13 protein-coding genes and 4 tRNA genes are annotated in these 21,982 nt (G+C 66.2%); 11 read left to right on the top strand and 6 right to left on the bottom strand.

Annotated features, from left to right (window positions below):
- The first annotated feature begins 7 nt into the window (after nt 1–7).
- The 6 genes from HUT07_RS15735 (at nt 8) to HUT07_RS15710 (ending at nt 4,500) form a co-directional block, all read left to right on the top strand.
- Nucleotides 8–84 (top strand) — tRNA-Gln (locus tag HUT07_RS15735).
- A gap of 138 nt (nt 85–222) precedes the next feature.
- Entirely contained in the window at nt 223–1,182 is a 960-nt protein-coding gene (locus HUT07_RS15730) for a ribose-phosphate diphosphokinase (RefSeq protein WP_025879147.1), read from the top strand.
- A 108-nt stretch (nt 1,183–1,290) separates the two neighbouring features.
- Nucleotides 1,291–1,908 (top strand): 50S ribosomal protein L25/general stress protein Ctc, encoded by a 618-nt coding sequence (locus HUT07_RS15725; protein WP_176021685.1) that lies wholly within the window; start codon nt 1,291–1,293, stop codon nt 1,906–1,908.
- 50 nt (nt 1,909–1,958) lie between these two features.
- The gene (gene pth, locus HUT07_RS15720) at nt 1,959–2,537 is read left to right on the top strand and encodes an aminoacyl-tRNA hydrolase (protein WP_176021684.1); all 579 of its coding nucleotides are present in this window, start codon (nt 1,959–1,961) and stop codon (nt 2,535–2,537) included.
- A gap of 119 nt (nt 2,538–2,656) precedes the next feature.
- A complete protein-coding gene (gene ychF, locus HUT07_RS15715) occupies nt 2,657–3,748 on the top strand; it encodes a redox-regulated ATPase YchF (RefSeq protein ID WP_025879150.1) in 1,092 nt (363 codons plus the stop codon).
- Nucleotides 3,749–3,858: 110 nt separating this feature from the next.
- The gene (locus HUT07_RS15710) at nt 3,859–4,500 is read left to right on the top strand and encodes a hypothetical protein (protein WP_176021683.1); all 642 of its coding nucleotides are present in this window, start codon (nt 3,859–3,861) and stop codon (nt 4,498–4,500) included.
- A gap of 399 nt (nt 4,501–4,899) precedes the next feature.
- Here the strand turns inward: HUT07_RS15710 and HUT07_RS15705 are convergent, their stop codons facing one another.
- The 6 genes from HUT07_RS15705 to HUT07_RS15680 form a co-directional block, all read right to left on the bottom strand.
- Nucleotides 4,900–8,232 (bottom strand): autotransporter outer membrane beta-barrel domain-containing protein, encoded by a 3,333-nt coding sequence (locus tag HUT07_RS15705; RefSeq protein ID WP_254898881.1) that lies wholly within the window; start codon nt 8,230–8,232, stop codon nt 4,900–4,902.
- Nucleotides 8,233–8,392: 160 nt separating this feature from the next.
- Nucleotides 8,393–9,034, bottom strand: coding sequence for a response regulator transcription factor (locus HUT07_RS15700; protein WP_176021682.1), 642 nt, complete (start codon nt 9,032–9,034; stop codon nt 8,393–8,395).
- Entirely contained in the window at nt 9,031–12,231 is a 3,201-nt protein-coding gene (locus tag HUT07_RS15695; RefSeq protein ID WP_176021681.1) for a hybrid sensor histidine kinase/response regulator, read from the bottom strand. The genes HUT07_RS15700 and HUT07_RS15695 overlap by 4 nt, the downstream gene beginning before the upstream one ends.
- 126 nt (nt 12,232–12,357) lie before the next feature.
- Nucleotides 12,358–13,575: an EAL domain-containing response regulator gene (locus HUT07_RS15690; RefSeq protein ID WP_176021680.1), complete on the bottom strand. Its 1,218-nt coding sequence runs from the start codon at nt 13,573–13,575 to the stop codon at nt 12,358–12,360.
- The gene (locus HUT07_RS15685; RefSeq protein WP_176021679.1) at nt 13,572–16,337 is read right to left on the bottom strand and encodes a response regulator; all 2,766 of its coding nucleotides are present in this window, start codon (nt 16,335–16,337) and stop codon (nt 13,572–13,574) included. Before HUT07_RS15685 ends, HUT07_RS15690 begins: the two co-directional genes overlap by 4 nt.
- A gap of 178 nt (nt 16,338–16,515) precedes the next feature.
- On the bottom strand, nt 16,516–19,254 hold the full coding sequence (locus HUT07_RS15680) for a TonB-dependent receptor (RefSeq protein WP_176021678.1): 2,739 nt from the start codon (nt 19,252–19,254) through the stop codon (nt 16,516–16,518).
- Nucleotides 19,255–19,424: 170 nt separating this feature from the next.
- Between HUT07_RS15680 and HUT07_RS15675 the strand changes: the two genes are divergently transcribed.
- The 5 genes from HUT07_RS15675 to HUT07_RS15655 all read left to right on the top strand — a co-directional run bounded on the left by HUT07_RS15675 (nt 19,425) and on the right by HUT07_RS15655 (nt 21,974).
- A complete protein-coding gene (locus tag HUT07_RS15675; RefSeq protein WP_176021677.1) occupies nt 19,425–20,444 on the top strand; it encodes a cyanophycinase in 1,020 nt (339 codons plus the stop codon).
- Between the two features lie 65 nt (nt 20,445–20,509).
- Nucleotides 20,510–21,520, top strand: coding sequence for an isoaspartyl peptidase/L-asparaginase (locus HUT07_RS15670; RefSeq protein ID WP_176021676.1), 1,011 nt, complete (start codon nt 20,510–20,512; stop codon nt 21,518–21,520).
- 144 nt (nt 21,521–21,664) lie between these two features.
- Nucleotides 21,665–21,750 (top strand) — tRNA-Tyr (locus HUT07_RS15665).
- A 26-nt stretch (nt 21,751–21,776) separates the two neighbouring features.
- A tRNA-Gly gene (locus tag HUT07_RS15660) sits at nt 21,777–21,850 on the top strand.
- A gap of 48 nt (nt 21,851–21,898) precedes the next feature.
- A tRNA-Thr gene (locus tag HUT07_RS15655) sits at nt 21,899–21,974 on the top strand.
- The last annotated feature ends 8 nt before the right edge of the window (nt 21,975–21,982 follow it).

Here is a 21,982-nt window from a genome sequence, read left to right as displayed (position 1 = left end):
TCAATGCAGGGGCGTCGCCAAGAGGCCCAAGGCACCAGGTTTTGATCCTGGCATTCGGAGGTTCGAATCCTCCCGCCCCTGCCAATGCGGCTGCGTCCGCGCCTTCCAGCGCATCACCTGCGCGGGACGTGGGAACAGTCGCGGTGTTGTCAGCAGCAGGGGCCGAAGTGGTCCTTGCCGCTACCGGATCCCCGCCACTCGTCCCCGCCCGAGACAATCATGATGCAAGAGTCCCCGAACCTGCTGGTCTTTTCCGGCAACGCCAACAAACGTCTGGCGCAGAACATCTGCAAGGAACTGGGAGTGCGCCCGGGCAAGGCGCTGGTCTCGCACTTCTCCGATGGTGAAGTGCAGGTGGAGATCGAAGAGAACGTCCGCAAGCAGGACGTGTTCGTGATCCAGCCGACCTCGGCGCCGAGCGCGGAGAACCTGATGGAACTGCTGGTGCTGATCGACGCGCTCAAGCGCGCATCGGTGGCCAGCGTGACCGCCGTGGTGCCGTACTTCGGCTATTCGCGCCAGGATCGCCGCATGCGTTCCTCGCGCGTGCCGATCACCGCCAAGCTGGCGGCGAAGATGTTCAGCACCGCTGGCGCTGATCGAGTGCTGACCGTCGACCTGCACGCCGACCAGATCCAGGGTTTCTTCGATATTCCGGTCGACAACGTGTATGCCTCGCCGCTGCTGCTGGCCGACATCTGGCGCGCCTACGGTACCGAGAACCTGATCGTGGTGTCGCCGGACGTGGGCGGCGTGGTCCGCGCCCGTGCGGTGGCCAAGCGCCTGGATGACGCCGACCTGGCGATCATCGACAAGCGCCGCCCGCGCGCCAACGTCTCCACCGTGATGAACATCATCGGTGACGTCGAAGGCAAGACCTGCGTGATGGTCGATGACATCGTCGATACCGCCGGCACCCTGTGCGCCGCTGCCGCTGCCCTGAAGGCGCGCGGTGCGCTCAAGGTCGCCGCCTACTGCACCCACGCGGTGCTGTCCGGCCCGGCGGTGGACAACATCACCAATTCCCAGCTCGATGAGCTGGTGGTGACCGATACCATCCCGCTGAAGGACGCCGCGCGGGTGTGCAGCAAGATCCGTCAGCTGAGCGTGGCGGAAATGCTGGCTGAAACGATGCGCCGCATCGCCTTCGGCGAATCGGTCAGCTCGCTGTACGTGGATTGATTTTTTTCGTCCCCGCCGGCAACGGCAGGGACACACCGGGTGCTTCTGGTCGCGGAAGTGCCTTCAACCGCCAAGCCGCAAGGCGAGGCAACAACCGAGTAGTCGAAAATGTCGAAGACCCATGAAATCAAGGTCACCAAGCGTGAACTGCAGCGTAAGGGTGCGAGCCGCCGCCTGCGTACCGCTGGTGTGATCCCGGCGATCGTGTACGGCGGCAACGCCGAACCGGTCGCCATCAGCCTGGACCACAACGAAATCTGGCTGGCCCAGCAGAACGAGTGGTTCTATGCCTCGATCCTGGACCTGAACCTGGACGGCCAGGTGCAGAAGGTGCTGCTGCGTGACATGCAGCGCCATCCGTTCAAGCAGCTGATCATGCACCTGGACTTCCTGCGCGTGAACGAGAACGAGAAGCTGACCGCTTCGGTTCCGCTGCACTTCATCAACGAAGACACCTCGCCGGCTGGCAAGGCTGCCGACGTCGTGGTCGCCCACGAACTGAAGGAAGTGTCCATCAGCTGCCTGCCGAAGGACCTGCCGGAGTCGATCGAAGTCGACCTGGGTGAGCTGAAGGCTGGCGACGTTGTGTACCTGTCGGACATCAAGCTGCCGAAGGGCGTGGAAATCCCGGCGCTGGCGCTGGGCAAGGACCACGACGACGCGATCGTCACTGCCAAGCACGGCAAGCAGGACGCTGCCGACGCTGAAGAAGCAGCGGCCGAGTAATACCCCGCGGCGCCTGTCCTTCGGGGCAGGCGCCGTATCTGGATGGAACGATGGCAGGATTGCGACTGATCGTCGGTCTGGGCAACCCCGGATCGGAGCACGCCCGGACCCGGCACAATGCCGGGTTTCATTTCGTTGAGGCCCTGGCTGAAAAGGCCGGTGCGCGATGGAACGTGGACAGCAAGTTGTTTGGCGAGACCGCCAAGGTCGACATCGCTGGGCAGACGGTGTGGCTGCTCAAGCCCGCCACCTTCATGAACCTCAGCGGCAAGTCGGTCACCGCCGCGCAGCGGTTCTGGAAGATCGAGCCGGAGGAGACCCTGCTGGCCCACGACGAACTGGACCTGGCGCCCGGCGTGGCGCGGTTGAAGTTCGACGGTGGCCACGGTGGACAGAACGGCCTGCGTGACACCATCCGGTTGCTCGGCCATGGCAAGTTCCATCGCCTGCGCGTGGGCATTGGCCATCCCGGCCACAAGGACCGCGTGGTGGGCTGGGTGCTGGGACGCCCGTCCAAGGATGATGAAGTACTGATTTCGCGCGCCATCGACGATGCGATCGACGTGCTGCCGTTGGCAGTGCAGGGCGACTTCAGCGAAGCGATGAAGCGGCTGCACACTCCCCGCTGACCCGCTTCTGGTAGGTGCCAACCTCGGTTGGCACGAACATTGATCGGCAACGAGATGGATTGGCCAAGCAGCGCGTGCGCTGTTTCACCAATCACTTTCACCCCAGAGAGCTGTCACCCATGGGTATCAAATGCGGCATCGTCGGCCTGCCCAACGTCGGCAAGTCGACCCTGTTCAACGCGCTGACCAAGGCGGGCATCGCCGCGGCGAACTTCCCGTTCTGCACCATCGAACCGAACGTCGGCATCGTACCGGTGCCGGATCCGCGCCTGAACGAGCTGGCGGCGATCATCAACCCGCAGAAGGTCATTCCGACTGCGGTGGAGTTCGTCGACATCGCTGGCCTGGTGGCCGGTGCCGCCAGCGGCGAAGGCCTGGGCAACAAGTTCCTGGCCCACATCCGCGAAGTGGATGCGATCACCCACGTGGTGCGCTGCTTCGAGAACGCTGACGTCATCCACGTCAACAACAAGGTCGACCCGATTTCGGACATCGACACCATCGATACCGAACTGGCCCTGGCCGACCTGGACAGCGTCGAGAAGGCACTGAACCGCGCCGAGCGTGCGGCCAAGGGCGGCGACAAGGACGCGGCGGCACGCAAGCCGGTGCTGGCCAAGCTGCAGGCCGCGCTGGCTGATGGCAAGGCCGGCCGTTCGGCCGGCCTGGACGAGGAAGAGAAGGCGCTGGTGCGCGATCTGTTCCTGCTGACCCTGAAGCCGGTGATGTACATCGCCAACGTGCTGGAAGACGGCTTCGAGAACAACCCGCACCTGGACGCTGTGCGCGCCCGTGCCGCCGAAGAAGGCGCACAGGTCGTGCCGGTGTCGGCGGCGATCGAAGAAGAGCTGTCGCAGCTGGATGACGAAGACCGCGATACCTTCCTGGCCGACCTCGGCCTGACCGAGCCGGGCCTGAACCGCGTGATCAACGCGGCCTACAGCCTGCTGGGCCTGCAGACCTATTTCACTGCGGGCGTAAAGGAAGTACGCGCATGGACCGTGCGCAAGGGTGCCACCGCGCCGCAGGCCGCCGCGGTCATCCACACCGACTTCGAGAAGGGTTTCATCCGCGCCGAAACCATCGCGTATGACGACTTCATCAAGTACAAGGGCGAAGCGGGTGCCAAGGAAGCCGGTCGCCTGCGCCTGGAAGGCAAGGAATACCGCGTGCAGGAAGGCGACATCCTGCATTTCCGCTTCAACGTCTGATCGACTACGCGTCGTGATGTCCAGCAAGGCCCCGCAGTGCGGGGCCTTGTTGTTTCCGGGGCTGCGCGGCATCCTGCGCGGCGAATCGAGCGACCAGGGAAGGTTTGGCCATGACGCCCCCGCAATCCGACATGCCGCGCCCCGGCGGTGCTGCCCGGCTGCTGCTGGGCCTGCTCCTGCTGCTGGCCGTGGCCGTGTGTGCTGTCATCACGCTGGGCGCGGTGGCAACGGCCTTCTCGCTGCAGGACCGCGAACATGTGCAGGGCGCCGTGCACATGCTGATGGGCGATGCGCCGTCCTGGCGTGGCGGTCTGACCTTCGTCTGGCGGCGACTGACGTCTACGCTGTCGGGGCTGGCCGGCGTGATGCTGATGATCGCCGCAGTGGCAACCTGGGGTGCGACATCCGCCGCCATCGCCTGCGCCCGGCTGGCCAATGCCACGGCGCCCGTCCTGCGCACCGCCAGCAACCGGCTGCAACGCGTGGGCGTGTGGGTGCTGCGTGTGGCGTTGCTGATCTTCGCCCTGCCGCTGCTCTACAGCGGCCTGCGTTCCGCAGTGGAAGTGCTGCGGGGCTGGAGCCGGATGCGCGCGATGGGCATCGACGGCACAGCCGCCGTCCGGCACATCGCCAGTGGCGGAACGGACTTCCATATTGCTCTGTCCTGCCTGATTGGTGCTGCGCTGCTGGGGGTGTTGCTGCTGCTGACGCTGCGTTGGCGTGCCTCTGGACAAAAAATCACCGCGCACTGAAACGCCTGCAGTGCGTGGCTCGCAGCTACTTGTCCACACCAAACCCCCACCGCTTTCCACGCACGGTGTGGAAAACCGCGGGTAGCCCGCCTGGGGGGGTGCCAACCTTGGTTGGCACCGCACGGCATGGACAAATTTTCACCACACCTTGGAACGCCTGCGCCGCAACGCTCGCACCCACTTGTCCACACCAAGTTCCCATCGCTTTCCACGTGCCGTGTGGAAAAACAAACGTCGGCCTGGATAAAAAATCACCACACCTGCAAACGCTTGTGCGGCAGTGCTCGCGCCCACTTGTCCACATCCAACCCCCACCGATTTCCACGCGTGATGTGGAAAACAACGAGGGGTCCGACGATGCTTCGTCGGACCCCTCGCTGGGCTCGCCCGTGGCAGGTCTTACCAGCGGTAAGAGACGCCCAGCTGACCGCTGGTATCGCGGAAGCCCATGCCACCGGTCTGCCGGCTGATTTCACCCCAGCCGCGCCAGCCACCCGACAGATTCACCTGCACGCCAGCCTTGGCTTCGTAGATGTCACGCGGCAACTGCCGGTGCAGGCGTTCGCCGTCCACGGCGATGGCCGCGTCGTTGCCACCGGACCACCAGTTCACCGCGACGAACGGCTGTACCTGCCCCTCGCCCTGCGTCAGCGAACGCGTGTACAGGCGCAGGCCCACACGCGTGGTGGTGCTGTCCTTGTCGCGCCCTTCAACCACCGTGCCGTTGGCTTCGACCACGCGGTCGGCGTCGTAGCGGCTGTGGATCACCTGCAGCTGTGGCTCCAGGTAGACACTGCGCTGCGCCGTGCGCTGCACGGGCAGCACATAGCCTGCCTCGGCCGAACCGGTCCAGCTGTGCGAGCGGTAGTGCTCCTTCTGCAGCCCTTCGCCCTGCACGCTGTTGCGGAATCGCCCGTACTGCAGCCAACCATCCACATACGCGCCGTGGTCCATCCGTGCGTCCTGCAGCCAGGTGGCATACAGACCCAGGCTGGTGCCGTTGACCACACCGTGCGCGGTGTAACCGGTCACCTGTGAACGGCTGTCGTTGCGCGCCCGGCCCTGACCGGCCATCACCCCCGCTTGCAGCTGGCCGCCGGCATTGGCTTCGAAGCGACGACCGACGCCCAGCAGCACGCTGTTGAGCTGGCTGTCCACATCCACCTGGTGGCCACGGCTGCCGGGCTGGCTGCTGCGCACCTGTGCCCATGCAATGGCGTCGCTGCCGCCGTCGGTCGCATCGGCAGGATCACCGCTGCGGTCGTACAGGCTGTGCCGGAACATGCCCAGCGCACTGCTCTGGTTGGCCATGTACACCGCCGGCTCCGGTCGCTCCACGCGCGGCGGGGCCGGCGGCAGCGTCGGATCGATCGGCGGAGCAGGCGGGTCGATCGGTGGGGCCGGCGGGTCGATCGGCGGCTGCGGCGGATCGGGTGGTTCCGGCGGGTCGACCGGCGATCCGTATTCCGAGCGCAGGTACCAGTTGCCGTCGTCCGGCGTGGAGACGCCGCCCTTGTACAGGAAGTAGTCGTAAGCACCGGCCACCGCGCGTCCCTGCAGCGTGAACTGCGCATCGGACTGGCCGCCCACGCTGATCAGGCGGATGCCTTCGCTGGTCAGGGCGCCGGCGCCCCCCGCGTTGCGCACGCTGACAGAGGCCGTGCCGCTGCTGTTGCCCTGGATCACCAGTTGGTCACCCAGCGAGGCGTCGTCGCCCAGCGCGCGGTTGAACAGCCAATGCCCATCGTTGCCAGCATAGTCGCCGGTGACGGTCAGGGTCTTGAAGTCATCAGTGGTGGGAGCGACAAAGGCGATGGTGCCGGCATGGTCCAGCGAACCGACGCTGGAATTGCCACGCACGTTCCACTGGCTGCTGTCATCCATCGCCAGCTGTGCGACCTGGTAGCCCGAATCGTTGCGCAGCGCGCCGTTGAGCACGGTGCCGTTGCGCAGCGTCATCTGCACGTTGGCGGTGGCGCTGTCGACCACCACATCGCCGGTCAGGCGACTGTTGTCGGCAGTGAAAAGAATGTCCGAGGTGGCAACTGAACTGCCATCGGTGAACACCGTATCGCTCACCCGCAGCAAGCGGCCACCATCAAGGTTGCCCAGCTGGCGCGCGACGACATCGGTGTTGTTGAGCGTCAGCTCGTGGTTGCTGCCCTGCAGCCACAGCGCGGGACCGTCCTGGGTCTGCAGGCGGCTGTTGTTGAACACCAGACGGTCCCAGTGCGGTCCGAACACCGTGATGTAGGAACGATAGGCACCCGAATTCGTCCCTTGTGCATGAATGCTCAGGTTGTCGGCGGTGAGCTTGGCGGTGTTCATCTGCACGATGCCGAACGAAGATGCACCCCGCGTGGTGATCGAGCCGCCGTCCAGCTGTATGTCGGCGGTGCTGCCACCCAGGAAGACGCCGCCACCACCGGTGCCGGAGGTGGTGATGTCCAGACCCTTGGCACGGATGCGCGAATAGGGCGTCGGTGGGTTGCTGCCCGATGCGCGCAGGCCGTAGACACCATCGCCGTGGGTATCGATGCTGCCGCCGGTGATCGTGGCGGTACCACCCCAGACGTCCACGCCGTGGCCGTAGCCGTTGTCGCCATAAGTGCTGATCGTGGTGTCGGTGAGGTCGGCCAGCGAGTCCGCACCGGACAGCCAGATGCCGGAATAACCATCGCGCACCGTGAAGTGGGCGCCGTTGGCGGTCAGCTTGGCCCAGCTGTTGACGTTGACGCCATAGCCGCCGATGGTCTCGAAACGGCCACCGGTGATATCGGCGGTGGAGTACAGCCGGTTGCCACTATTTCCGAGCAGGCGGATGCTGCCGCCGCTGCCGCTGGCACTGCCTCCCACGATCTGCAGCGCGCCGCCATTGCTGATATCGAAGTTGCCGTTGACCACGTCCACCTCGCGCAGCGACAGGACGCTGCCGTTGCCGCTGCTGGAGACGCGACCGCTGTAACCGCTGGCGGCCTCGGCGAAGGTCATTGTCAGCGATTCCAGCGACAGCAATGCGCCGCCATCGGCGTACGCAGCGCTGTTGGCACCGTTGTTGATGGTGGTTCCCGATACATGCAGCTCGCTGCCAACGCCGCTGGAGTACAGCGCGTGGCCGCCGCTGCTGACACTGCCGCCATTCAACCAGAGCTTGCCACCGGCGGTAGCATTGACCGTGCCGTAGCCGGAGCCGTTGCGATAGGCGTCGATGACCAGATTGTTGGCGCGGATGACGCTGCCCAGGCCGCTGGCGTTCAGCGCATAACCGGCAGTGCTGCCGCTGCCATTGCCCAGCTGGATGTGACCGCCTTCGACCAGCACGTTGCCGCCGGCTTTGGCCTGGATGCCGCTACCGCCCCCGGTGATCTCGATGCGGCTGCCATCCACGGTGGCGGTACTGCCGGCACCATCGACGTCCAGCGCGAAGCCTCCGGCACTGTGCAACAGGGTGTCGTCGGCACCCAACTGCAGGCTGCCGCCATCGGTGACCTTGAGCGGGCCGGTCAGATCCGCTGCATGGACCGGCAATGCCGCCCACAGCGCGCTGGCCAGCAGGCTGGGAATCAAGGGAAGGCGCGACGCGCGCGCGCAGGCGGACGCACGGCGGCGCCGTGGGGAAGAGGCGTTCATGCTGGTGTATTCCTGTGGCAGGGCGCAGCGCGGCTGCGCGATCTGGCGCGGCAGGGCCGCGTCGCTGTGGAAACCGCGTGCGATGGCCGCAGCAGGCGCCATCCGGTTTCTCTCCCGCCGGCAACGCGATGACGATGGGAAATCGTCACCGTGGCGGGATGCATCCAGACTAGAAACCAGGCCTGTCCGATGGAATCAGGCGTTTCCTAAAGCCATTCTTCCCCTGCGCGTGGGCAGGGAAGGGTTCAGTGATGTGGACGCCTCAGCCGAACAACGATGCCTGCAGGCAGTACTCGATCAGCGCCTGGTCGCTATCTACCCCCAGTTTGCGCATCGCGTTGATTTTCTGCGTACTGACCGTCTTCGCGCTGCGCTGCAGCTGGCGGGCGATCTCCCCCACGCTCATTCCGCCGGTGAACAGACGGATGACTTCCAGCTCGCGCGGCGAGAGGCGCGCCAGCACCTCCTCGGCATCGGCGGGTTCTGCAGCTGCAACCGGCAGCAGACCCGGCGGACGGTACACGCGGTCTGCCAGCACCGTGCGCAGCGCTTGTACCAGGCTGCCCAGGCCGTGGCTCTTGAGCACCACGCCGCTGGCACCGGCAGCGTACATGGCCGCCACCAGCGAGGGATTGGAGACCATCGTCAACACCAGCAGGCGCACGTCGGGAAAGCTGCGATGCAGGAACGAGATCAGCTTGATGCCGTCACCGAAGCTGTCATCGCCCGGCATGCTGTAGTCGGTGATCACCGCGTGGGGCTGGGCGCTGGACATCAGCTCGATCAGGGTCACCGGATCGGCTGCCTCGCCAACCACATCCAGGTCCAGTTCGCCGGCCAGTACATCGCGGATGCCAGCAAGCACGATCGGGTGGTCGTCAGCGATGAGGATGCGGGTGGTCATGGCGGCGTCGGGTTGCTGGAAGATGAGGGGGCGATGGCGTGCGCCAACGGTTGCAGAAGTCGCTGCAGGCGCCGCTGGAAATGGTCGATGGCCTCGGCGAGCACGGGCAGTTCATCGCCGTCGCCGATCTGTTGTTCGATCTGCTGGCCGTGCGCCACCAGTGCCGGTGCGCCCACGATCACCAGTGCGCCGCGGATGCGGTGCAGTACCTGTGCAATGCGCTCTGGCGCGGCATCGTCGATTGCCCGTTGCAGGCTGTCCAGGTCGGCCTGCATGGTCTGCACGAACAATGCCTGCATTTTTTCCGGAACCTGCAGGGACGCATCGGCGTCATCGTCGATGGGCTCGCCGTGCGGCAGGGCCGCAACCTGGGTCAGCAGGCGCTGCAATGCTGCCAGGGTGATCGGCTTGACCAGCACGCCCTGCATCCCCGCTTCGTGGCAGCGTTGCCGTTCGGCCGGGTCGGCGTTGGCGGTTGCGCCATGGATCGGTACGCCAACCCCGCGCGCGCGCAATGCGCGGGCCAGACCGTAGCCATCCAGTCCCGGCATGTTGAGGTCGGTCAGCACCAGGGCAAAGGGACGCTGCTGCCAGTAGCGCAGGGCTTCATTGCCGTCGCTGGCAACCACCGCATGGCAACCGAGCTGCTCCAGCTGACCACGCAGGATCGCCTGGTTGATCGGGTTGTCTTCGGCGACAAGCACCTGCAGGCCGAACCTGCGCGGCGCAGGTAGGCGCCCATTGACGCCGGCAGGCAGGGGCTGCCCCGCCGCAGCCGCCAACGCCATCACGATCGCATCCAGGCGATGCACGCCGACCTGCCAATGTCCCTGCACCTGCTGCGGCTGAATTCCACCTTCGCGGCAGGCCACCACCTGCGGTCCACTCCACGTGGGCGTGCCCTCGTCCAGTACGAGGTCGAGCATCACCGTGCCAGGATCGGCAAGCTCCGGCGCATCGTCGCGATGCACGCTGGCCTGTGCACCGCGCTGCTGCAAGCGCTCGCAGATCGAGTGTGCAAACTCGCGAACGCTGCCGCGGACCTGCACCGGCAACGCTGCCGGCAACCGCGGTGGTGCAGCCTGCAGCGGATCGGCTGCGGCCTCCGGTAGCGGCAGCTCGACCGAGAAACTGCTGCCCAGGCCGCTTTCGCTGACCACCCGCAGGTGGCCTTCCATCATCGTGGTCAGATGCGCACAGATCGCCAGGCCCAATCCGGTGCCGCGCATGGCATCGGTGCCCGGGTTGGCCTGGAAGAAGGGTTCGAACAGATGTGCCTGGTGCTCGCTGGCGATGCCGATGCCGGTATCGGCCACCTGCCAGCGCAGCCAGCAGCGACCCTCGCTGTGCAGCGCACCCAGACGCACCACGACCCGGCCGCTGTCGGTGAACTTCAGCGCATTGCTGATCAGGTTGTTGAGGATCTGGCGGATGCGCGCGGCATCACCGTTGACCGCAACCGGCATGTCCGGCTCGATGCAGGCGTAGAACTGCAGGCCCTTGTGCGCGGCGGCGGCGGCGTAGGAATCCAGCGCGTCCTCGGTCAACCGCACCGGATCGAACGCGCTGGGCTCGAGGCTCAGCTGGTCGGCCTCGGCCTTGCTGACATCCAGGATGTCGCTGATCAGCTGCATCAACGTCGAGGACGAGCGCTGGATCGTATCCAGGTAGTCCTGCTGGCGCGCATCCAGCGGGGTCAGGCCCAGCAGTTCCAGCGTGCCCAGCACACCGTACAGCGGGGTGCGTATCTCGTGGCTCATGGTGGCCAGGAACTGGCTCTTGGCCCGGTTGGCCTGGTCGGCCGCACGCCGTGCCTGCTGCAGCACCTGCTCGGCCTCATGCTGGCTGCTGAGATCGATGAACAAGCACAGCACGGCGGGCTCGCCACGATAGCGCGCGGGCGTTGCGGTGATCAGCAGGTGGCGGTTGTCCGGCGTGGTATAGGCCAGACCGCCGCCCGCCGTGGTGCCGCCGGCGGCAAGCACGCTGCGCCGCCAGGGGCCGTGCCAGCCGCCCTCATCATGGTCCTGCCCCAGCCATTGGCGCGCCAGTGCGTTGTCCAGCAGTACGCGGCCATCGGTACGACGCAGCAGGCACAACCCGATCGGCGCGTTGTCGAGGAGGGTGCGGCTGAAGGCTTCGCTTTCCAGCAGCCGCGCATGGTTGCGGCGCAATGGCTCGATCACCGAACGCCGGTAGGCACGCAGGATCAGCACGCCACCGGTGGCCAGCAGCAACGCCACCACCATGCTTCCCAGCAGGGGCCCGCGCGGGTGCTGGAACACCTGTTGCCAGCCAACGTGATACACCGCCAGCCACCCCTGTTCGCTGCGCATGCGGAACAGCAGGCCGTCCAGGCCCGCGCGCCAGGACGTGCCGGCGCGGCTGGCATCGTTGGCGTCACCCAGCAGCAGGCGGCCGCTGCCATCGAACAGCGACATCCGTTCGAAAACCGGTGTACCCATCACCTGGCGGTAGTCGTCAACGCGGCCCGGATCCAGCAGGCAGGCCACCGCGGCCAGTGACTCATCCTCGCTCTCGCCCCACAGGCGGGCATCCTGCGGCGCGTGCGCGATGGCAAGCAGCCGGGTCTGTCCCTCGCGCCAGGCCACCGGTGTCCAGACCACGTTGCCGCGTCGCAGCGCCGGTCGTTCGCGTAGAACCTGGTGGATGGCGGTCAGTGCCGGTTGCAGGTGATGTGGGCTGCTCTGGCCGGGATCACCGCGCGTCGTCTGGATGGGTGCCAGCAGGCCACGGCGGCCCTGGCCATCGACCAGCAGGCATTGCGGAGGCGGAAACCGCGAGGCGGCCCAGAAAGCGCCGTAGAAGCGCAGGAAGCGGTCGCCCAGTTCGGCCGTTGCCTGTGTCGAGGCGCCGCCGTCGCCACCGATGCGGGCGAAGCTGGCGAACAACGGGCTGGGCGGTGCGCGTGAGACGGCCTCGTCCACCGGCGGGCCGCTGCTCCCCACGTCATGCAGGCGCCATTGCCGCAGGAAGCGATCCTGTTCCTGCAGCGTGCCGTCCAGGCGACGGAAGTGATAGCGGATCTTGCTCTGTTCTTCGTTGAACAGCTGGCTGCCGGTGGACAGCAGCAGGCCGGCCTGCAGGGTGGCCAGCACCACCACGCCAATCAACAGCGCATGTACACGCAGGGAGCGGCGGGCGAGTCGGCGTACGGGAGCGGCCTCGGCCGGCATGGACAGGTCTCGGAACAGTAGGCGGTCGATGGCGGCCCGAAAGGCCCAGGGCACGGCCGGTGTCGCCGCGCAACGAGGATCGTCAATGACTCTTGATGGGATTGTGAAGCCTTTCGGCCGCGCCTGTCAGCGCGACCCGGCCCGGTTGCTGCCAGCTGCAGCATAGGGAACATCTTCGTCCAGCAGACGAGTGAAGTCGTCCGAGGGCAGCGCCTGCGAAATCAGGAAGCCCTGGACCTGGTTGCAGCCGAGCTGCCGCAGCGCGGCCAGATCGGCGTCGCTCTCCACGCCTTCGGCAACGATGGTCAGGCCGAGCTGGTTGGCCAGCGCGATCACCGTGGTCAAGGTCAGGTGCAGGGCGGGATCGCGCGCGCAACCGCTGACCAGCGCACGATCGATCTTGACCTCGGTGAACGGTGTATTGACCAGGTTGTGCACCGAGCTCAGCCCTTGGCCGAAGTCGTCCTGGGCCAAGCCGAACCCCTTCATCCGCAACCGGCACGCCCCTGCATAGAAGTCGCTGACGTGCCGGGTGGTGCTGTTCTCCATCAGTTCGAAGCACAGGTCTGCCGGATTGCCACCAGCGGCCAGGGTCAACGCCAGCAGCTCATCCGGAAGATCGGACTGCTCCAGCAGGTGCGGCGGCAGGTTGATCGATACCGGCACGCGGAATCCCTGGGCGCGCCAGCGTGCCTGTGCCTGGATGCTGGCCGTGAGCATCGCGTACAGCAGTTCGCGCTCCAGGCCATGACGGCACAGCGCCGGCAGGAAACTGCCTGGCGCCAGCGTCCCCAGCTGCGGGTGGCGCCAGCGCACCAGTGCTTCGGCAGCGACCACGCGCCCGGACTGCAACGACTTCTTCGGCTGGAACCAGGCGGTCAGGCTGCCCTCGGCCAGCGCCTGCCGCAACTGCGCCGCGTCCGGCTCGGGAGTCAGCAAGGCCGGGCTGGTACGCACGGCTGGCCGGCTCTCGGCCAATGCATCGAGCAGTGCATCGACATCGCTGGCGGCGACCGGCTTGGCCAACAGACCCACCACGTCCAGGCCCAGTGATTCGGCCATCAACCGCGCTGAACTCATCATCCGCCGCGAGGCTGCGCTGACCACGGCAAGCCGCGGCGGGCGCGGTTGCGCGGCCAGTGCCTGGATGAACTGGATGCCGTCCTGGCCGGGCATCAACAGATCGCTCACCACCAGATCGTATGCCTGGCAGGCACACAGGGCGATCGCCGCGTCTACGTCTTCGCAGGCATCGACCTGCATACCGGCACGGGCACTGAACAGATTGACGAGATAACCACGTTGGAACGGCTGGTCTTCCAGGATCAGGACGCGGTGGGTCATGCAGGATCTCCTTGACGAACAGCGGAAAGCGCCTGACGCAGGCGTGCGATGTCGATGGGTTTGCTCAGATAGCCCTGCATCCCGCTGGCCAGGCAACGCTCGCGCTCCTCGGCGGTCGCGTTGGCAGTGGCGCCGATCACGGGCAGCAGATTGCCCTCTGCCCGCAGCCGGCGCGCCAGGGTATGGCCGTCCATGCGCGGCATGTTGATGTCGGTGACCACCAGGTCGAAGTCGTGGGTCTGGCACAGCTGCAATGCCTCGACACCATCCTGCGCAAGTTCCACCTCACAGCCCAGCGCCTGCAGCTGTTCGGCCAGGATCACCCGGTTGATGGGATTGTCTTCCACGGCCAGCACCCGCAGTCCCAGCGGGCCGGGTTGCACATCGCGCGCTGCGGTCGGCAGCGTTGCGCTTTGCCGCTGCTGGCGTGCGACCGCCAGGCCGATCGAGGACATGCCGTGCAGGGTCACCAGCATCGCGCCATCGGTGGTGGCTGTGGGCTGGTCGCCACCATCGATCGAGGCCAGCACGCGCGGGCCCTGCCACGCCAGCGGTTGCTCCGCCTCGCCATCCATCAGGATCGCGCCGGCGTGGTCGAGCAGGGCAGGGTCGCCCTGCAGAGGCTGCGCATTGGCACCCCAGCGGCGCAGCCAGCCACAGGCACTGTCGACCAGTTCGCGATCGCGGCCGCGCACGTAGACCGCCGGTTCGGGCAGCAATGCGGGGCCATCCTCGGTCGCGGCCAGCACCGGCAAGGGCAGGCGCACGGTGAAGCTGCTGCCCAGTCCTGGTTCGCTGACCACGCGCAGTTCGCCACTCATCAACCGCACCAGGCGGTCGCTGATCGACAGCCCCAGCCCGGTGCCCTGTGCGCTTGCGGCACCGCGGACCTGGCGGAAGGGCTCGAACAGGCGCGCCTGCTCCTCGGTGGCGATGCCCACGCCGGTATCGGTGACCTGCCAGGCCAGCACGCTCGACTCGCCTTCGCGCTGCACCAAGCGCACGCGCAGCACCACCCGGCCATGCTCGGTGAACTTGATGGCATTGCTGAGCAGATTGCCCAGCACCTGGCGGATCCGGTCGGCATCGCCGAGCACGCGCGTCGGCAACCGTGGATCGGTGCAGACCAGTACCTGCAGGCCCTTGCGCGTCGCCGCAGCGGCGAAGCTGCGCAGCATGCTTTCGGTCAGCTCGCGCGGTGAGAACGATGCCGGCTCCAGGCTCAGCTGGCCCGACTCGATCTTGGACACGTCCAGCACGTCGCTGATCAGTTGCAGCAGCACCGAGGAGGAACTCTCGATGGTGCGCAGGTACTGCGACTGACGGGCATCCAGGGGCGTGCGGCCGAGCAGCTCCAACGTGCCAAGCACGCCGTACAGCGGCGTGCGGATTTCATGGCTCATCGTTGCCAGGAACGCGCTCTTGGCCTGGTTTGCAGCGTCTGCCGCCTGCCGCGCCGAGGACAGCGCAGCCTGCGCCTGGCGGTGGCGTGAGATGTCATGGAACACGCACAGCAGCACGTCATCATCCTGGTAGCGACAGGCGGCATGCAGTACCTGCAACTGGCGACCGTCGCGTGCGGTGAACTCCAGCCCGCGACCGCGTTCGCCGGCATGCCCGCGCCACGGTGCCTGCCAATCGCTGTCGGTGCCGTCCTCGCCCAGCCAGTCGCGCAGCAGCTGGTTGGACAGCAGCAGCTGGCGGTCGCTGCGACGCAGGACACAGATGCCGACCGGCGCCAGGTCGATCACCGTCGAACTGAAATCCAGGCTTTCCAGCAGGCGCCGGTGCTGCAGCACGGCCGGTTGGATCAACTGGCGGTCGACGCGGTGCCGCAGCAGGCGCAGGGCAATGCCAGCCAGCAGCAGCAATGCACTGCTGATCAGCAGCGAAGTCGCCATGTCGCCGAGCAGCAGGCGCGGAGGCAGGTGATAGACCAGCCGCCAGCCGTCGTTGCCCACGCCCTTCACCAGGGCGACGCCGCGCGGCAGGCCCGTGCTCCAGAGCACGCCGAAACTGTCGTCCTGGCGCTGCTGCAGTGCTTTCCAGCCTGCGCTGTCCAGGCGTGGGGCAAGGCTTGACAGGGCGGGCTGCCCGTCACGGTCCAGCAGGGCGTAGCCGCCGATGCCCTGGCCATCGATCATGTCCGAGGCAGCCGCACTGTCCAGCAGCAGCATCAGCCACTGGCCTGACTGCGGTCCGGCCTGTACCGGTTGTGCCAGGGCGACGCCGGCATCGCCCGCGCGCAGCCAGTACACCGGATCGGTAGCGGCATGCGTGCCGCTGCGCTGTCGCAGCACCTGCAAAGTGGGCAGGCCGGCGATGTCCACGTCGGCCTGGCCGCCCGCCAGCCAATGTGTTCCCCGCACATCGACCAGCAGCAGGTGGGTCTGCAGGGTCTGCAGCGTGTGTTCCGCGCGCGGCGACAGCAGCAGGCGCTGGCCGGGCTTTCCGCCCGGCCCATCCAGTGGCAACTGGCGGACGCCCTCGCTGGACGGCGCAGCCGGATCACCCACCACCACCGAATCGCCCAGATAACGCAGCAGGGCCTCGCGCTGGTCGAAGTAGATCTGCGCCCTGTACGCGGCAGCGTTCATGTCACGGCGGTGGCTGGAGATGTCTTCGGTCAACGCCGTCAGCAGATAGAAACCAGTGGCGGCTGCCAGGCACAGGAACACGCACACCGTCAGCCAGTGCAGCAGCACCGATGCGGTGGTCGGCGGTGCGACCTGGGGCAGGGAAGGGCGAGGGAATCGGAACATGCACCGATCCTAGGGAGGACGGTCACCCGCCCGGAATCAGCCATGTCCTAAAAAGCGGCCTGCAGCCCATAGCGGTGGGCGCTGGCTGGGAACCGTTCAGGCTGGGGCCGGAGCTGACGCTCAAAAAAAGACCCCCGCCGAAGCGGGGGTCCGTGGCGTGCCGCCAGCAGGTGCACCCTTACAGCGCGCTGCCGCCGAACTTGTGCGTGTACTGCAGGTTGATGGTGCGGCCGACGCTGTCGAACCAGGACACGTCGTAGTACGGGTACGACGTGTAGGTCTTGTCCTTCGGCGGCATCTTGTTGAACACATTGACCACCGACAGCGACAACCGCGAGTGATCGTCGAAGCGGTACTGCAGCGAAGCGTTGTAGCGGTAGGTCGCCTTGATCCACGGGCTGTCGCCGCTTTCCTCGTCGAACACCTGGTCGTAGCTGTCCGAGGTCGGCAGCTTGCCCAGGCGCGAGCCGTACACGGTGGCCGACCAGGCATCCTTCTCCCAGGTCACGCTGACGCTGGTCTTGGTACGGGGAATATCGAAGCCGCTGTTCACTGCGAACTGGTCTTCCACCGGATCGCCCGGGAACTGCTGGAAGTCGTGCTTCTTCACCCAGGTGTGGTTGCCGCTGAAGGAGAACTCGCCGATGCCGGTCTGCACCCGCCAGCGCAGGCCTACGTCCACGCCCTGGGTGCGCTCGCGGGCGATGTTCACCGGGTTCACGTGCACGCCATACAGGCGGCCGTCGTCGGTACGGGTCACACGGGCCAGCGCGTCCACGCAGGTGGCCGAGGCGGCGTCCAGCTCGCCCAAGCGGCAGGCCGCCTCGTCGCGCAGGATCGCGTCCACGTTCATGTCCTGCACCTGGTTGCGCATGTCGATGTCGAACCAGTCCGCGCTGACATCGAAGCCGCCGCCGGGCGACCAGACGAAGCCGGCGCTCCACGAGGTGCTGGTTTCCGGGTCGAGGCGACGGTTGCCTTCGCGGCTGCGCACCAGGTTCTCTTCGTAATCGCTGCAGTCATCGGCGCCGTCGGTCAGGCAGCCGTAGTAGTCGTTGCCGGCAGTCTCGTCATTGCCGGGGCCGGCGTATACGTAGTGCAGGTCCGGTGCGCGGAACGCGGTGCCGTAGGAGCCACGTACCAGCAGGGTGTCGATCGGGCGCCATTCCAGGCCGCCACTCCAGGTGGCCTTGCCGATCGTGTTGCCCGAATAGCGGTACTGGTCGTAACGGCCGGCCACGCTCAGGTTCACGCTGTCCAGCAGCGGCATGCGCAGTTCGGCGGCGGTCGCCCAGCGGTTGCGCGAGCCTTCGCCGTTGGAATCCTTCCAGCTGTAGTAGTAGTACTGCGTGGCCAGCGGATCGGGATTCAGCGCGTACGCCTGCTGGCCCACTTCCACGGTGGCGGCAAAGCCGGCGTCGCCGCCGGGCAGGCCGAACAGTGCGCCGTTGGTCAGGGTGAAGGCGGCCGTTTCGGTGCGCGACTTCGGCGTATAGGTGGTGCGTGCGGCGATCGAATCGTACTCGGCACGGGTCAGCGGCCGGTACAGACGGTCCGGATCGGCGTTGTAGATCGGGAAGCCATCATCGTCCTCGCCCAGCTGAGGGCCCAGGAACAGGTCGTTGGCCTTAGCCGCCACGATCTGCGGCCAGCTGATCCGCGACTGGTACTGCGAATGGCTCAGGGCGGCTTCGTAATCCCAGTTGCCGGTCAGGTTGCCCTTGAAACCGGTGGTCACGCTGAAGGTCTTCTGCGTGCTGCGCACCATGGCGTTGCGCAGGCCGCCCATTTCCTCCGGCGAGAACTGGCGCTGCCAGAACTCGATCTCACCGGTGGCTGCATTGTTGAAGTAGCCCGACTCGTCACCATCGGGCGCCATGCGGCCCCAGGAGGTGACATCGCGCATCAGCGCCAGGCTGTGGTAGCCCAGCTGCACATCGGCGAACCACTGCTGGCCGTTGTCGAAGTCGTAGCTGAGCGAGGCATAGCCATTGGCGCCGCGGCGCTTGCTGAGGATGGTGCCGTAGCCGATCGACGCATCGCTGCCGCAGTAGTAGCCGTAGCGGGGGCGGAACGCGCGGTAGGTGCTGCCCTGGTTCTGCCCGGCCAGCGCCTCGCAGGTCGCAGCGCCCGGGTCCAGGTAGTCATCGTTGTAGTCGGTGCGCAGGTAGGCACGGCGGGCAATGCGCGAACCTTCGGTGGGGCCGTCCTGGGTGGAGTCCTGCTGCTCGCGCTCGTACGCCCACAGCGGGGTCTGCGACTGCAGTTCCACGCTGTACACCGCGTTGAAGTTGCCGCGGCTGAAGCCACTGGCCAGGCTCATGTCGAAGGAATCGCCGCCACCTTCGGTGGTGGTGCCCATCCGCATGTCGATGGTGGTGCCATCGGCCTGCTTCTTCAGGATGAAGTTGACCACGCCGGCGATCGCGTCCGAGCCGTAGATGGCCGAGGCGCTACCGGTCAGCACTTCAATGCGCTCGATCATGCCCAGCGGGATGTTGGACACATCGGTGAAGTTGCTGCGGCCCTGGAACGGCATCGGGAAGTCGGCGATGCGGCGGCCGTTGACCAGCACCAGGGTGTGGTTCGGGCCGAGCCCGCGCAGATCGACCTGCTGTGCGCCCGGCGAGAAATCGGCGCCGCTGGACGACTGCTGGCTCTGCGTCTCGCCGCCGTTCTGGGTCATCGCGCGCAGCACGTCCGGCACGCTGGTGAAGCCGCTGGAGCGGATCTGCTCTGCGTTGATGACAGTGATCGGCGCCGGCCCCTCCACCTGGGCGCGCGGGATGCGTGAGCCGGTCACCTGCACCGCGTCCAGCTGTTGTACCGAAGAGGAAGCGGGAGTCTGAGCCGCGGCCGAAGCAGCAACGCCCATCAACGCCAGCTGGATCGACCACGCCATCGCCTGTCTACGCATGAGAAATTCTCGGAAGTAATGCCGGCCCGCAGAGGAGGGGCCCTGTCCCCCATTCACATTTCAGGAATGGGCGCGCGCATTTAACGCCTTTTTTATGTCCTTGACTACTGGGGATATGTCTGGCAAAGAGTGAAAACGGTTGCAAGTCGTTTTTGTTCAGGGAGATCAAGATGCGACGCCTTTGCCACGGGCTGCATGGCCCGCTCATCGCCCTGCTGCTGTTGGCGTTCTGCGGGTCATCGCCGGCGGTTGCACAGGAGCTGATGGAGCCCGGCTTCGCCTACTACGAAGTAGGCGATCTGGATGCGCCTCGGCCTGGTCCGCGATCCCCCGCGATGATGCTGATGGGCGGCGGCGAATGGGTGCCTGAAGCCTTCCAGTGGTGGCTGCGCCAGGCGGGCAATGGCCGCGTGCTGATCCTGCGCGCCTCCGGGACCGATGAGCTTCAGGAGCGTCTGTACCACGACATCGGCGGCACCACCGCCGTGCAGACTCTGGTGTTCGACAACCGTCGCGGCGCTGATGACCCGGCCGTGCTGCGCGTCGTGGCTGCGGCCGACGCGATCTTCATCGCCGGTGGCGACCAGTCCCGCTACATCCGCTTCTGGAAGGGCACCGCGCTCAATCGTGCACTGAATGCCCACGTGCGCGCCGGCAAGCCGATTGCCGGCACCAGCGCCGGGCTGGCCATCCTCGGCGGCTACGCCTATGGCGCACTGGACGGCGGCAGCATCGACTCGGCCAGCGCCCTGGCCAACCCGATGGGCGAGGCGGTGACCATGGATCGTGGCTTCCTGCAGTTGCCCTACCTGCAGCGGGTGGTCACCGACACCCACTTCGACAAGCGCGACCGTCTCGGCCGCCTGATCGTGTTCGTGGCCCGCGCCGCACATGACAGTGGTGACCCGGACATGGTCGGCATCGGCGTCGATGAAGACACCGCCCTCTGCGTGGAGCCTGACGGCCAGGCCCAGGTCTACAGCGCCGACGGCGAAGGCAAAGTCTGGGTGGTCAGCCCCGGACGCGACGCTGATCGGCTGGTGGAAGGTGAACCCCTGCGCTTCCACGCGGTGCCGGTCACCGTGGTTGCCAGTGGCAGTCGCATGCGCCTGGACGATCTGCAGGCCGACGCAGCCTACCAGGCGATGGCCGACGTCGATGACGGCCAGATCGAACTGATTCGTCAATGATCGGGTGGTTCCGGGCATGGCCCGGCACTGCCTGCCTCTATCAATCCCGTGTTCTGGAGATCCCGATGAAACTGCGCCTGGCGCTGTCCGCGCTGTTGTCCCTGCCACTGCTGGCCCAGGCCGCACCCGCTGCATCACCGCTGCTGGTCATCCACGGCGGCGCCGGGGTGGAGCGCAAGGATCTCTCTGCGGCGGAAGAACAGGCCGCGCGCGCTGCGCTGAAGGCGGCGTTGCTCAAGGGCCATGCCGAACTTGCCGCCGGGCGTCCTGCACTGGCGGCGGTCACCGCGGCCATCACCGTGCTCGAGGATGATCCGACCTTCAACGCGGGAAAGGGCGCAGTGTTCACCCACGAAGGGCGCAATGAACTGGACGCTGCGGTGATGGACGGTGCCACCCAGGCAGCCGGTGCAGTGGCCGGCGTGCAGCGCGTGCGCAACCCGATCCTCCTCGCGCAGACGGTGATGCGGAAATCCAAGCATGTGATGATGGTGGGGCAGGGCGCCGAAGCATTTGCCACCGAACAGGGCGTAACCCTGGTCGATCCCTCCTACTTCCGCACCGACAAGCGCTGGCAGCAGCTGCAGCGTGCATTGAAGGAAGAAGCGAGCGGGCAGGCGCATGCCGACCTGGAAACCGCAAAGCACTTCGGTACGGTCGGTGCGGTCGCCCTGGATGCACAGGGGCACCTGGCCGCAGGCACTTCCACCGGCGGCATGACCAACAAGCGCTATGGCCGTGTCGGTGATTCGCCGATCATCGGTGCCGGCACCTGGGCCGATGCGCGTTGTGCGGTATCGGGTACCGGCTGGGGCGAGTACTACATCCGCACCGCGGCAGCGCATGAGATCTGCGCGCGCATGCGTTACCTCGGTCAATCGCCGGAGCAGGCGGGCAAGGGCGTGATCAACGACGCGATTCCGCAGATGGGCGGCGACGGCGGGGCGATCGTGCTCTCCGCAGATGGAAAAGCAGCAGCGCCGTTCAACACCCAGGGCATGTATCGGGGCTGGATCGGGGCCGATGGTGTTGCCCACGTGGCCATCTTTGCCGACGAGACAATCGCACTGCCGTGAGCAGACCCTTGCGTATCAAGGGGTTTGCGACGCGTGTGAAAAAAAGTGAAAAAAAGCGTTGACAGACCCCCGCTTCATCTCCAGAATTGCGGGCTCACCACCACACACCGCAACGCTTCGGCGGCACGGGACGGGGTGGTAAAAGGAGGGATACCCAAGCGGCCAACGGGGGCAGACTGTAAATCTGCTGGCTTACGCCTTCGGTGGTTCGAATCCACCTCCCTCCACCAGCTTCACGTTGTGGCACATTCCCGGTGCGGGAGTAGTTCAATGGTAGAACCTCAGCCTTCCAAGCTGATGGTGCGGGTTCGATCCCCGTCTCCCGCTCCATTGAGTGAACTTTGAATATTATCGAGTTCATGCCATAATGCAAAACTCGCTCACATAGCTCAGTCGGTAGAGCACTTCCTTGGTAAGGAAGAGGTCGAAGGTTCGATTCCTTTTGTGAGCACCATCTTCAGC

It is taken from the genome of Stenotrophomonas sp. NA06056, from assembly GCF_013364355.1.
In the GTDB taxonomy this organism is placed as follows: Bacteria; Pseudomonadota; Gammaproteobacteria; order Xanthomonadales; family Xanthomonadaceae; genus Stenotrophomonas.
This window is presented reverse-complemented; position numbering and strand designations above follow the sequence as displayed.

Coding starts and splice junctions, on each gene's coding strand:
- HUT07_RS15730 (WP_025879147.1), top strand. CDS start 223: ATGCAAGAGTCCCCGAACCTGCTGGTCTTTTCCGGCAACGCCAACAAA.
- HUT07_RS15725 (WP_176021685.1), top strand. CDS start 1,291: ATGTCGAAGACCCATGAAATCAAGGTCACCAAGCGTGAACTGCAGCGT.
- pth (WP_176021684.1), top strand. CDS start 1,959: ATGGCAGGATTGCGACTGATCGTCGGTCTGGGCAACCCCGGATCGGAG.
- ychF (WP_025879150.1), top strand. CDS start 2,657: ATGGGTATCAAATGCGGCATCGTCGGCCTGCCCAACGTCGGCAAGTCG.
- HUT07_RS15710 (WP_176021683.1), top strand. CDS start 3,859: ATGACGCCCCCGCAATCCGACATGCCGCGCCCCGGCGGTGCTGCCCGG.
- HUT07_RS15705 (WP_254898881.1), bottom strand. CDS start 8,232: ATGGCGCCTGCTGCGGCCATCGCACGCGGTTTCCACAGCGACGCGGCC.
- HUT07_RS15700 (WP_176021682.1), bottom strand. CDS start 9,034: ATGACCACCCGCATCCTCATCGCTGACGACCACCCGATCGTGCTTGCT.
- HUT07_RS15695 (WP_176021681.1), bottom strand. CDS start 12,231: ATGCCGGCCGAGGCCGCTCCCGTACGCCGACTCGCCCGCCGCTCCCTG.
- HUT07_RS15690 (WP_176021680.1), bottom strand. CDS start 13,575: ATGACCCACCGCGTCCTGATCCTGGAAGACCAGCCGTTCCAACGTGGT.
- HUT07_RS15685 (WP_176021679.1), bottom strand. CDS start 16,337: ATGTTCCGATTCCCTCGCCCTTCCCTGCCCCAGGTCGCACCGCCGACC.
- HUT07_RS15680 (WP_176021678.1), bottom strand. CDS start 19,254: ATGCGTAGACAGGCGATGGCGTGGTCGATCCAGCTGGCGTTGATGGGC.
- HUT07_RS15675 (WP_176021677.1), top strand. CDS start 19,425: ATGCGACGCCTTTGCCACGGGCTGCATGGCCCGCTCATCGCCCTGCTG.
- HUT07_RS15670 (WP_176021676.1), top strand. CDS start 20,510: ATGAAACTGCGCCTGGCGCTGTCCGCGCTGTTGTCCCTGCCACTGCTG.